This is a genomic window from Xanthomarina sp. (genome assembly GCF_035306605.1).
Taxonomy (GTDB): domain Bacteria; phylum Bacteroidota; class Bacteroidia; order Flavobacteriales; family Flavobacteriaceae; genus Xanthomarina.
In genome coordinates this window covers 33,650-46,599 of sequence record NZ_DATGNR010000042.1, presented here as the reverse complement: position 1 = coordinate 46,599, position 12,950 = coordinate 33,650, and the positions used below count along the sequence as shown (strand labels likewise).

At 32.6% G+C, this 12,950-nt stretch carries 10 protein-coding genes and 3 tRNA genes; 7 read left to right on the top strand and 6 right to left on the bottom strand.

All coding sequences use genetic code 11. From position 1 onward, the window contains the following. The first annotated feature begins 1 nt into the window (after window position 1). The 5 genes from VKY41_RS06335 to VKY41_RS06315 are packed head-to-tail and all read left to right on the top strand — an operon-like array spanning window position 2 to window position 4,216. Window positions 2-685 carry a DUF4159 domain-containing protein gene (locus tag VKY41_RS06335; RefSeq protein WP_500813595.1) on the top strand — a complete coding sequence of 228 codons (684 nt, stop codon included), beginning with the start codon at window positions 2-4 and terminating at the stop codon, window positions 683-685. A 6-nt stretch (window positions 686-691) separates the two neighbouring features. Beyond that, window positions 692-1,216 carry a TrmH family RNA methyltransferase gene (locus tag VKY41_RS06330; protein WP_500813594.1) on the top strand — a complete coding sequence of 175 codons (525 nt, stop codon included), beginning with the start codon at window positions 692-694 and terminating at the stop codon, window positions 1,214-1,216. A gap of 22 nt (window positions 1,217-1,238) precedes the next feature. Then, entirely contained in the window at window positions 1,239-2,330 is a 1,092-nt protein-coding gene (locus VKY41_RS06325) for an AI-2E family transporter (protein WP_500813593.1), read from the top strand. Between the two features lie 7 nt (window positions 2,331-2,337). Continuing rightward, window positions 2,338-3,522, top strand: a complete 1,185-nt coding sequence (locus tag VKY41_RS06320; protein ID WP_500813592.1) for a class I SAM-dependent methyltransferase — start codon at window positions 2,338-2,340, stop codon at window positions 3,520-3,522. A 37-nt stretch (window positions 3,523-3,559) separates the two neighbouring features. Then, window positions 3,560-4,216 (top strand): HAD family hydrolase, encoded by a 657-nt coding sequence (locus VKY41_RS06315; protein WP_500813591.1) that lies wholly within the window; start codon window positions 3,560-3,562, stop codon window positions 4,214-4,216. Between the two features lie 125 nt (window positions 4,217-4,341). On the opposite strand, the gene VKY41_RS06310 is transcribed toward VKY41_RS06315, so the two are convergent. The 4 genes from VKY41_RS06310 to VKY41_RS06295 form a co-directional block, all read right to left on the bottom strand. Beyond that, window positions 4,342-4,415: transfer RNA gene (locus VKY41_RS06310), tRNA-Arg, on the bottom strand. Window positions 4,416-4,433: 18 nt separating this feature from the next. Next, window positions 4,434-4,508 (bottom strand) — tRNA-Pro (locus VKY41_RS06305). A 28-nt stretch (window positions 4,509-4,536) separates the two neighbouring features. Further along, window positions 4,537-4,620 (bottom strand) — tRNA-Ser (locus VKY41_RS06300). Between the two features lie 93 nt (window positions 4,621-4,713). After that, window positions 4,714-6,762: an HD family phosphohydrolase gene (locus VKY41_RS06295; protein ID WP_500813590.1), complete on the bottom strand. Its 2,049-nt coding sequence runs from the start codon at window positions 6,760-6,762 to the stop codon at window positions 4,714-4,716. Between the two features lie 128 nt (window positions 6,763-6,890). Here VKY41_RS06295 and VKY41_RS06290 point away from each other — a divergent pair, with 128 nt between their 5' ends. Further along, window positions 6,891-8,069 carry an acetyl-CoA C-acyltransferase gene (locus tag VKY41_RS06290; RefSeq protein ID WP_500813589.1) on the top strand — a complete coding sequence of 393 codons (1,179 nt, stop codon included), beginning with the start codon at window positions 6,891-6,893 and terminating at the stop codon, window positions 8,067-8,069. An 18-nt stretch (window positions 8,070-8,087) separates the two neighbouring features. Then, the gene (locus VKY41_RS06285) at window positions 8,088-8,837 is read left to right on the top strand and encodes a C40 family peptidase (RefSeq protein ID WP_500813588.1); all 750 of its coding nucleotides are present in this window, start codon (window positions 8,088-8,090) and stop codon (window positions 8,835-8,837) included. A gap of 56 nt (window positions 8,838-8,893) precedes the next feature. On the opposite strand, the gene VKY41_RS06280 is transcribed toward VKY41_RS06285, so the two are convergent. Beyond that, a complete protein-coding gene (locus tag VKY41_RS06280) occupies window positions 8,894-10,138 on the bottom strand; it encodes a tetratricopeptide repeat protein (RefSeq protein ID WP_500813587.1) in 1,245 nt (414 codons plus the stop codon). Window positions 10,139-10,165: 27 nt separating this feature from the next. Beyond that, a complete protein-coding gene (gyrA, locus tag VKY41_RS06275; RefSeq protein ID WP_500813586.1) occupies window positions 10,166-12,715 on the bottom strand; it encodes a DNA gyrase subunit A in 2,550 nt (849 codons plus the stop codon). Window positions 12,716-12,950: the final 235 nt, after the last annotated feature.

Genomic DNA, 12,950 nt, shown 5'->3' with positions numbered 1-12,950 from the left:
AATGAATTATAGCAAGATTAATCATAGCAAAGAAAATGTAACAAGAACAATTTTTTTCTTTGTAATCTTCTTTTTTTATTGCCTAGTTTCATTTTCACAAGAAATAGCCGTTTTAAAATATAAAGGCGGCGGAGATTGGTACGCAAACCCTACCTCCTTGCCCAATTTAATAGCCTATTGCAATTCCAATATAAACACCAAAATAAGTTCAAAACCAGAAACGGTAGAAACTGGAAGTACTGAAATCTTTCAATACCCTTTTGTCCACATGACGGGGCATGGAAATGTGTTTTTTAGTGAAGAAGATGCTGAAAACTTAAGAAATTACTTAATTTCAGGAGGTTTTTTACATATAGACGACAATTATGGCTTAGAACCTTATCTTTTAAAAGAACTAGTAAAAGTATTTCCAAATAAAGAACTTATAGAACTACCTGCTAGCCATCCAATTTTCAATATAGTTTATTCCTTTCCAAAGGGTTTACCTAAAATTCATGAGCACGATGGAAAACGTCCTCAAGCTTTTGGAATTTTTCATGAAAATAGATTGGTTTTACTTTTCACCTACGAAAGTGATTTAGGAAATGGTTGGGAAGACGAAGCTGTCCATAACGATTCACCTGAAGTTAGAGAAAAAGCCTTAAAAATGGGAGCCAATATTATAAAATACGTGTTTGAAAACTAATTTTTTGTGAAACAGCTAAGCCACTACAATACAAATTTCAATAAGCAAACTTTCTCTATTACACTGGTTTGCGACAATATTAATAATGCCCCAAATATTGGAAGTTTATTTAGAACAGCCGATGCATTTGGTGTAGAGAAAATAATGTTTTGTGGCTCTCCTATTCCTACAGGAAGAAAAATGACTAAAACCTCTAGAGCAACAGAAAAAGTTGTTCCATTTGAAGAAAGAGAGTCTATAATAGAAACTATAAACCAATTGAAATCGGAAAACTATCTGATTATTTCTTTGGAAATTACTGAAAGTAGTAATAGAATTGATGAGTTTCAATTTCCTAAAAACCAAAAAATAGCATTGATTATTGGAGACGAAAACTTTGGTGTATCTGAGACTGTTTTAAACATGTCAGATTTCGTTATTCATATTGATATGTTTGGACAAAACAGCAGTATGAATGTCGTTCAAGCTATAACCATAGCGCTATACGAAGCCACAAAACAGTTTTTAAAAAATAAAGAGTTAAACATTTAAAAGCAAAATGTATCTTTACTAAATGAATTCAAAAGTTATATCAAATGGAATTTTAAGAGCAATTGCTACGTTAGCGGGTATTTGCATCCTATTATTCTTTTTATACAAAATCCAATCGGTTATAGTTTATATCGGTATTTCCGCTGTTATTTCCTTAACTGGAAGACCAATTGTAAAGTTCCTGAAAAAGCGTTTAAAACTCAATAATTTAATAGCAGTTATTATAACCATGGTTCTGTTATTAGGTTTTATAATTGGACTCATTGGTTTATTTATCCCTTTAATAGTTGAACAAGGTCAAAATTTATCATTACTTAATATAGACCAACTTCGTGAAAAAATTCAATATATATATTCAGAATTTATTACCCATTTTCAACTGGAACAACTTACTCCGGAAAACGATCCTTTAGCCAACTCTGCTTTATTATCAAAAATTGACTTTGCCGTAATACCTGAATTTCTAAATGCCATAGTTAGTGGCTTTGGAAGCTTTAGCATGGGATTGTTTTCTGTGCTTTTTATTTCATTTTTCTTTTTAAAAGATAGTTCGTTGTTTGAAAGCGGATTAATGGTTCTTATCCCTGAAAATAAAATAGCACGCTCAAAACATTCTTTAGAAAAAATTAAAAACTTACTATCTAGGTATTTTGTTGGTTTGGTATTTCAAATTACAATTTTGTTTATAATATACACCATTGGTTTATTGATTGTTGACGTGCAAAACGCCATAGTTATAGCCTTTTTGTGTGCTTTAATTAACTTAATTCCATATATAGGTCCATTAATTGGTGGCGCGATTATGATTCTGTTAACTATGACAAGTAATTTAGGACAAAGTTTTAGCGAAGTTATTTTACCTGAAACTATATATGTATTAATTGTAGTAACCATAGGGCAATTAATAGATAACTTTTTTAGTCAGCCACTAATTTTTTCGAAAAGTGTAAAATCGCATCCGTTAGAAATCTTCTTAGTAATTATAATTGCAGGCCTATTATTTGGTATTGTAGGAATGATTATTGCCATTCCAACATACACAGCAATTAAAGTTATTTTAAAAGAATTTTTAGCTGAAAACAGGGTCGTTAAGAAACTCACTAAAAACCTATAGTAACACTTTGAATGAAGACGTATTAAATAATGTAAATCAAGAATTTATAAATAATAATTTAAATTCTGACACCACTGCTTTATTACTTAAAAAACATCCAAATTTACAGGTAGATATTAAAGTGCTTTTAGAACAAATTGAAGCTAAAAAACGCTGTAAAAAAAAACTTCCTAGCTGGTTTAAAACACCTAATATTTATTACCCAAACAAATTAAATATTGAACAAACTTCTTCTGAAATAACTGCAAAATATAAAGCGAGTATTATTAATGGAGACACAATAATTGATCTAACTGGAGGTTTTGGCGTGGATTGTTTTTACTTTTCAAAGCAATTTAAAACCATTACACATTGTGAAATTAATAAAAAGCTATCACAGATTGTAAGCCATAATTATCAGCAATTAAAGATAAAGAATATCCAAACTATTGCGAGCGATGGTATTTCGTATTTACAAACAAGTCCATCAAAGTTCGATTGGATATACATAGATCCATCAAGAAGGCACGACAGCAAAGGCAAAGTATTCTTTCTAAACGATTGTCTTCCAAACGTACCAGAACATTTAGATTTACTATTTAATCGATCTACTAACATTCTAGTAAAAACATCCCCTTTATTAGATTTTTCAGTTGGAATTAACGAATTAAAACATGTAAAAACTATTTATGTTGTAGCTGTTAATAATGAAGTAAAAGAATTGCTTTGGGAACTGAATAAGGATGCCAATGAAAATGATATTCGAATAGAAACCGTAAACTTAACAGGAGCTCAGACTGAGAATTTTAGCTTTAAATTTAAATTAGAGACAACAACAGATGTAACATACAGCTTGCCTCTATTCTACTTATACGAACCTAATTCAGCTATTTTAAAATCTGGAGCTTTTAATAGCATTTCAAAAGAATTTAAGATAAATAAACTACAACAACATTCTCATTTATACACATCAACTGAAAGGATTAAATTTCCGGGAAGAACTTTTAAAATAGAACAAATTTTAGGATACAATAAGAAACTTTTTAAAAAACTTGGGATTAATAAAGCTAATATTACCACCAGAAATTTTCCCGAATCTGTAGAGAATATCAGAAAAAAACTAAATATTAAAGATGGTGGAGACATTTATATTTTTGCAACCACAAATATGGTTAATGAAAAAATATTAATTGTTTGTTCAAAATTACCTTAAAAAAGATAGCTTCAGTATCTTTGAAAAAAAAATATCCTTGTTAAAAGCAGTATTATTCGATATGGATGGTGTTATTGTAGACACCGAGCCTTTACACAGAAAAGCCTATTATGGCATGTTTGACACGCTCAAAATTGATGTTAGCGATGCGCAATACCAAAGTTTTACTGGACAATCTACTATTAACGTCTGCCGAAAACTTTGCGATCATTTTAAATTGACGAACAATCCAGAATATTTGGTTCAGGTTAAAAGAAATATTTTCAAAGACTTATTCAAAAATGATCCTGAACTTCAGTTAATTGATGGCGTTTTAGATCTTATTAAAGAATATCATGACAATGGATTAACACTAGTTCTAGCTTCGTCTGCCTCGATGGGAACTATTGAAAGTGTTTTTAATCGTTTTGAGTTAGACCAATACTTTCTAACCAAATTAAGTGGGGCCGATTTGAAAGCATCCAAACCACATCCAGAAATTTTTATAAATGCAGCAAAAGTTAGTGGACACTCTAAAAACAATTGCCTAGTCATTGAAGACTCCACCAATGGCATTCAAGCAGCTCATGCCGCAGATATTTTTTGTGTTGGATACAAGAGTGCCAATTCCAAAAATCAAGACTACAGTAAGGCTAATTTCGTGATTAATGATTTTAAAGAAATAGAATACGAAAAAGTTAGATTGCTTTTATAGCAACAAACAGTTTTATTTACAATTAGTCAATTTCCCTTATTAGCTCGAGACTTAACTAGCTATATCTAAAAACTACAAAACCTATATAAAACAAAAAAGACCTACTGAAACAGTAAGTCTTTTTGTGAGCCCGATAGGATTCGAACCTATGACCGCCTCCTTAGAAGGGAGGTGCTCTATCCAGCTGAGCTACGAGCCCGTAACTCTTAAAAATTTGTCGGGGTGGCAGGATTCGAACCTGCGACCTCCGCGTCCCAAACGCGGCGCGATAACCGGGCTACGCTACACCCCGAAAACAGTTATCTGTTATTAATAAAAAGCGGAGAGACAGGGACTCGAACCCTGGCGACAGTTACCCGTCGACAGATTAGCAATCTGCTCCATTACCACTCTGGCACCTCTCCGAATTAAAATATGAACTTAGCAACAAAATTGCGGTTGCAAATGTAATACAACATCTTTAAGAACGCAACTATTTTTGTCAATTTTTTTAATAATTATTCAGGATATTCAATTCTTAAATGGTAAATGTTTGCAAGCTTGCGCTTTAGCACTTTTTTTATTATTTGAATTTCTTTAAAAGTTATGTTAGCATTTAAGAATTGTTCGTCAATCATCTGCTTATTTATAATATTTTCAACAAAATCATCAATTTTAGTCGATGTTGGTTCTTTTAAACTTTTTGATGCCGCTTCTACACTATCACACATCATTAAAATAGCAGTCTCTTTACTAAATGGCTTAGGACCTGGATATTGGAAAAGCCTCTTATCAACTAACGAATCAACATCCATTTCTTTTTTGTAAAAATAATAAACAAGGCTAGTTCCATGATGGGTTCTAATAAAATCAATAACTCGATCGGGTAAGTTGTTTTTCTTTGCTATTTCAATTCCATTAATTACGTGATCTATAATAATTTTAGCACTCTCCCTAGGAGATAATTCGTCGTGAGGATTAATTCCTGTAGATTGATTTTCTGTAAAGTAAGTTGGATTCATCATTTTTCCTATATCATGATACAATGCACCTACTCTAACCAACATAGCATTAGCACCAATTTCATTTGCAGATGCCTCTGCCAAATTAGCTACATTTAAGGAGTGATGAAAGGTTCCTGGGGCTTTGTTTGATAATTCTTTTAAAAGCTTTGTATTGGTGTCTGAAAGCTCTAGAAGAGATACATCTGATACTAGACCAAAGACTTTTTCGTATGCATAAATTAATGGTTGCACAAACAAGGTTGCCAAACCACAAAGTATAAACATTCCGAAGGTTTCCCAATGTAAGGTATCCACACTTCCTTCATGAATAACAAAAAATGCAAAATATGCAATAATGTAAATTAAGGTAATTTGTCCAACCGAAATAAACAAATTTGCGCGCTTATATAGCTCAGAAACCGTTAAAATAGTTACAATTCCAGCTATTATTTGAAGAAACATATATTCGTAGCTATTCGGAACAATTGACCCCAATAAAAGCACGGTTATTACGTGAGTAAACAAACCAAGCCTTGCATCAAAAAAAGCCTTTAAAACCAAAGGCAAAATACATAATGGAACTACATAAATATATTGGGTGTTATAGTTTATAACTAGAGTAGTTAAAAACACCATTAAAAGAACATTAAAGAAAATAAAAGTAACCTTGGTATTGTTCTCAAAAATATCGTTCCGGTATTTTCTTAAAAACAAAAGCAACATTAATAAAGCCAACGAAACTAATAGTGTATATGCAAAAACAATCCAATAATAATTAGATTTTGTCCAAATTTGAGATTCATATTCAGATTCTAATGATTTTAATTTTTGGTACTTGTCGCCTTCTACCACTTCCCCTTTAGATATTATCAAGGTTTCCTTTTCAACACTACCTCTAGTGAATGAAATTTTCTCCAAATCGCTTTGAACAGCCTTTTCAGTAAAGGTTTTATCAAAGGTTAAGTTTGGCTCTATAATGTCAAAAAACAGCGAAGTGAACGGGATTTCAAACTCGACCAACCCCTCGTTTGTAAGTGCTTTATTAAGCAAATCTTTGATATGATTTTGCTTAATTAACTCGGAATACTTTACAGTTTTCTTTTCAATTCTCCTTTCCAACAAAACAACTTTCTTATCGTCTGGAAAACTTAAATCTTCATCCAAAACTCCATTTGTGTAGAAAGTATTTATAAGGTTTAAACCAAGTCGAAAAAGTTTGTTTTTATTTGAAGCAATTATAGAATCGGGTAATTCCACTTTAAATTCAGAATGAAATCCTGCAACTACTCTTTCTTTTGTTTTTGTATCCACATTAAAATACAAAAGGGAATTATCTGTGATAGTTTTCTTTTCAGAAGTAATTTCTTCATCTGTTTTTTTGATAGCAAAATTGAAAGGAGCGTATAAATTTTCAGATTGCCAAGGCTTTCCTTTTTCAAAATTATATTTAAACTTACCGCTCTTTGGAAACAAATAAACAATTAAAAACGTGGCGCTTACAAATAGAATTAATTTATAAGCAAGGGAATGATTTCTATAGAAATAATTAATAAAGTCTTTCATTGATTAGGTTCGAGTATTCAAATGTAATAAAAATAACAGCTAATTTGATTACTTATATTAGTCTAAACATTCTAAATTCTCTGAAAAAATGATTAATTTCGCGTGAATAAAATTTAAACCCATAGAAAATGAGCAAAGAAGTTGTAATTGTATCTGCAGCAAGAACACCAATAGGAAGTTTTTTAGGAGCTTTATCTAGCGTTCCTGCACCAAGATTAGGAGCCGTAGCTATTAAAGGAGCTTTAGATAAAATAAAACTAGATCCAAATTTAGTACAAGAAGTTATCATGGGTAACGTGGTACAAGCTGGAACTGGTCAAGCGCCTGCAAGACAAGCAGCCATTTATGCCGGAATTCCAAATTCAGTTCCATGTACAACTGTTAATAAAGTATGTGCTTCTGGAATGAAAAGTGTTATGCTAGCTGCTCAAGCTATTGCATTAGGTGATGCCGACATTATTGTAGCTGGAGGAATGGAAAATATGAGTTTAATTCCACATTATTTCCATGCAAGATCAGGCACAAAGTTTGGACCTGCCAAAATGGAAGATGGAATGCAAAAAGATGGTTTAGTAGATGCATACGACAACAATGCCATGGGTGTGTGTGCTGATGCATGTGCTACAGAATATAAATTTACAAGAGAAGATCAAGATAACTTTGCTATTCAATCATACAAACGTTCAGCTGCTGCTTGGGAAGCCGGAAAATTTGACAATGAAGTAGTTCCTGTTGAAGTTCCTCAACGTCGTGGTGATGCGATTATCGTTTCAAAAGATGAAGAATTTACCAATGTTAAAATAGACAAAATACCAGAATTACGCCCTGCTTTCACAAAAGATGGAACTGTTACTGCTGCAAACTCATCAACAATAAATGATGGTGCTGGAGCTATGGTTTTAATGAGTAAAGAAAAAGCATTAGAATTAGGCTTAAAACCCCTAGCTACAATTAAAGGTTATGCGGATGCTGCCCACGAACCAGAATGGTTTACAACGGCACCAGCAAAAGCATTACCAAAAGCCTTGGATAGAGCTGGAGTTTCATTAAACGATGTTGATTATTTTGAATTCAACGAAGCATTTTCTGTTGTTGGCTTAGCCAATATGAAAATTTTAGGCCTTAACGATAGTAACGTTAACGTTAATGGTGGAGCTGTTTCTTTAGGTCACCCACTTGGTTGTTCTGGAGTTAGAATTTTAATTACCTTATTAAATGTTCTAGAACAAAACAATGCTAAGATTGGTGCAGCTGCTATTTGTAATGGTGGTGGTGGTGCTTCAGCAGTAGTAATTGAAAGAAACTAATCCTGATATTAATTATTGATGCTATACGGAATTTGTAATTTAAGCATTGTTCCTTTAAGATTAGAACCTACCGACACAAGCGAACTTGTTTCGCAAGTATTGTATGGTGATCATTTTAAAGTGATAGAACAACGTAAAAATTGGAGCAAAATCCGTCTTGGTTTTGATACTTACGAGGGGTGGATTGACAATAAACAGTATATAGAAATTACTGAAGAACAATATCATACTATTCAAGATGAATCCCCTATTCTTTCAAAAGATTTAGTGGAATTTGTTGAGGATAAAGATTTACACCTTTACGCTATACCACTTGGTTCCTCATTAAATGGTCTATCATTATTAAACCATACTCATGATGGAGATGTAATTACGGGACAAAAGCCTAAATCGAACATAATTGAAACGGCTTTTATGTATTTAAACTCACCATATCTTTGGGGAGGAAAAACACCTTTCGGGATTGACTGCTCTGGATTTACACAAATGGTTTATAAATTAAATGGGTACAAACTATTACGTGACGCATCACTACAAGCTACCCAAGGTGAAGCTTTAAGTTTTATAGAAGAAAGTGAACCGGGAGACTTAGCTTTTTTTGATAATAGTGAAGGACAAATTGTTCATGTAGGCATTATCATGAAAGATAATTATATTATTCATGCACATGGTAAAGTAAGAATTGATAGATTAGACCATTCGGGAATCTACAACCACGACAAAAGAATGCATACTCATAAATTACGAGTCATTAAAAAAGTGATATAAAAAAAAGCTGCAATTTTTAATTGCAGCTTTTTTTATAGGTTTAATTTTATTGTAAATTAATTTCCTTTAAGCTTTTCTACAGTAGCTTTCATAGCTTTATACTTTGCAGTATCACCAGTGGCACTATAAATATTCATAAGGGTAATTGCAGCGTCCATTTGAGCTGGATCTGTTTTCATTACAGCCTCTAAATATGGAATAGCTCTTTTATAAATTTCAGTACGCTCTAATTTTAATTGATCGTAACGTTTGTTATCTGCTGCAGATGCACCTAAACTATTCATTTCTTCAATTAAAGCTTTCTCTTTATCCAAAAGCATAGCCGCCATGTTAATTTGAGCACTAATATAATTTGGATCTAATTCTATGGCTTTGTCATAATATTTCTTTGCCGCATCAAAATCTCCAGATTCTTGTGATAAAACACCTAAGTTAAATTGCAATTCTGGATTATTAGGATCCTTTTCCGTTGCTACCTTCAATAACTCCTTAAATTTATCATTATCTCCTAGGTCATAGTATAAATTTGCTTCTGAAATCAATAAACTTAAGTCGTCAGGATTTGCCTTTCTAGCTTTGGCTATAGCATTCAAAGCTTTTTCATTTTCACCTTTATTTTTGTAAATAGATGCAATAGCTTTTACAATTTCTTCTCGTTTAGATTCAGTAGTACGTTGTCCAGGTTTAATAACAGTTCCTCCTTTTACAGATAAATCTCTCAATGTTTTACTAGAAAAAACTTCCTCTTCACCTGTTTCTTTGTCTAATGCAAAATATTCTATCTCAACACCAGTATATCCTAAATCGTCCAACTCTTCATAAAGCACCACTGCTCTATCAAATTCTTGAACTCCAGCAGCAGTTATTGCTGCATAGTATAAATACAAGGTATCTTTAGTCGATACTCTATAAGCATTTTCAAAGTTCTTTGATGACACACTATAATCTTTAGCTTCGTATGCTTCGTTTGCTTTTGAAATAAAAGATTCGATCATCGTTCTCTTTAACGTTGCCGTTTCAGCATCTAATTCTCCTTTAATTAAGCCTAAACTTTTTAGTGCTTTAGAAACATCGTCATTATTTGCTGATCCATTTGCATATAAAGCTTCTGCGTTTAGATAATAAAACTCGGCTTTATATTTGTCATCCATAGAGGCTGGATCCAATTGACCCAGTATTGATTTAGCTTCTGCGAAATTATTTTTCTTAATCGCCTTCTCTGCAGATTTCAATTCCTTTTTCTGAGCAAAGGAGAAGGTAGTTACTAGTATTGCAAAAGCTGCTATAAATTTTGTTTTCATAATTTTTTAATATTGTTGTTTTATTTTTTATTCTTCTTCTGAATTATCAAGAGTTGTGCCATCTTCAATTTGGTTTGATACTTCCGTAGATTCTGGAATAACAACATCTCCATTTTCATCTAACTCAACATCATCTTCATCGTGCATAACTTTAGCTACTGCAGCAATTGAATCGTTTCCTTTTAAGTTAATAAGTTTCACACCTTGTGTTGCTCTACCCATTACTCTTAAGTCTTCAACAGCCATTCTAATAGCAATTCCGGATTTATTGATAATCATTAAATCATCGTTATCGGTAACGTTTTTAATAGCTACTAAATTTCCGGTTTTCTCTGTTATAGAAATGGTTTTAACTCCTTTTCCTCCACGATTAGTAATTCTGTAATCTTCTAAACTTGAACGTTTTCCATATCCGTTTTCTGAAACTACAAGAATATCACTATTCATATCATCTACAGCAATCATTCCAACAACTTCGTCTGTTTTCTCATCGGCTAAACGAATACCTCTAACCCCAGAAGCATTTCTACCCATCGGACGTGTTTTAGCTTCTTCAAATCGGATGGCTTTACCAGATTTTAAAGCTAACATTACTTGGCTTTCACCTGTAGTTAACTTAGCTTCTAATAATTCATCGTCCTCTTTAATGGTAATGGCATTAATTCCGTTAGCTCTTGGTCTTGAATACTGCTCTAAAGAAGTTTTCTTAACCTGACCTTTTTTGGTTGCCATAATCACGTAGTGACTATTGATGTATTCTTCGTCTTTTAAATCTTGAGTTGCTATAAAAGCTTTTACAGAATCGTCTTGTTCTATATTGATTAAGTTTTGGATAGCACGCCCTTTTGAAGTTTTACTTCCTTCAGGTATTTCATAAACACGCATCCAGAAACATTTTCCTTTTTGGGTGAAGAACAACATGTATTGGTGGTTTGTACCAACAAATAAATACTCTAAGAAGTCCTCATTTCTAGTTGTTGATCCTTTTTGTCCAACGCCTCCTCTATTCTGAGTTTTATATTCATTAAGAGAGGTACGTTTAATATATCCAGCGTGCGAAATAGTGATAACTACTTTTTCATCTGGAATCATATCTTCAATACTTAAATCTCCACCAGCATATTCTATTACAGAGCGACGTTCGTCACCATACTTACTTTTTACTTCTGTAAGCTCTGTTTTGATAATCTCCATACGACGTTCTTTTTTATTAAGAATGTCTTTTAAGTCTTCAATGGTAATCATCAAGTCATCGTATTCAGAACGTAATTTATCTTGTTCTAATCCAGTAAGCTGACGTAGACGCATTTCTACAATAGCTTTAGCTTGAATTTCTGAAAGTTTAAAGCGCTCAATTAATTTCTCACGAGCTTCATCTGCATTTGAGGATCCACGAATAATTTTAATTACCTCATCTATATTATCTGAAGCAATAATTAATCCTTCTAAAATATGAGCTCTTTCTTCTGCTTTACGCAATTCAAAAGTAGTTCTTCTAACAACTACTTCATGTCTGTGCTCTACGAAGTAATGTATTAGCTCTTTTAAGTTAAGTAACTGAGGTCTTCCATTAACTAATGCAATATTATTTACACTAAAAGAAGACTGTAAAGCTGTATATTTAAATAATCTGTTTAAAACAATGTTAGGAATAGCATCACGTTTTAAAACATAAACGATACGCATTCCATTTCTATCCGATTCATCACGAATGGTTGCAATACCATCCATTTTCTTTTCATTAACTAAATCGGCAGTTTTTTTAATCATGTCTGCCTTGTTAACTAAATATGGAATTTCAGTTACAATAATGCATTCACGTCCTTGAACTTCTTCAATTATTGCTTTTCCACGCATCACAACACGTCCACGACCTGTATGAAACGCTTCTTTTACACCATCGTAGCCATAAATAGTTCCTCCTGTAGGGAAATCTGGAGCTTTAATGTGTGTAATTAATTCATCAATTTCAATATCTGGATTATCAATAAAAGCAATAGTACCATCTACAACCTCGCTTAAATTATGAGGAGGCATATTAGTAGCCATACCAACTGCAATACCTGAGGCTCCATTAACTAAAAGTCCTGGAATTCTTGTTGGCAACACTGTAGGTTCGTGTAAAGTATCATCGAAATTCAACTTATGATCCACAGTTTCCTTATCAATATCTGCCAACATGTCTTCAGCTATTTTTCTCATACGCGCTTCCGTATAACGCATAGCTGCCGGACTATCTCCATCCACAGATCCAAAGTTACCTTGTCCATCAATCATCATGTAACGTAAACTCCACTCTTGAGCCATACGAACCATAGCGTCATAAACCGAGGTATCTCCATGTGGGTGATATTTACCTAAAACTTCCCCAACAATTCTCGCAGATTTTTTATGCGCTCCAGTCGCCTTAATTCCTAGTTCATGCATGCCGAAAAGCACACGACGGTGAACAGGTTTCAATCCATCTCTTACATCTGGTAATGCACGTGACACAATGACTGACATTGAATAATCAATGTAAGCCGATTTCATCTCATCTTCAATATTAATTGGAATGAGTTTTTCTCCTTCTGTCATATATAAATTAAATTAGTTTTTCAAATATTTCAAATCGTGCTAATATAACCAATTCATCAGTTATAGTAAGACTTTATTGCGCTTTTTTTTGAAGTTTTTTATTAACAATACAAAGATAATTTATTTAATAAGTAAGCTGTTAAATATTTTGATTTTGTAAGGTTTTTTTTGTCTATTAGCACAAAAGCTATAATTAAAGGTATAGTTTTTGTTTTTAATTAGTAGAATTTAGTAT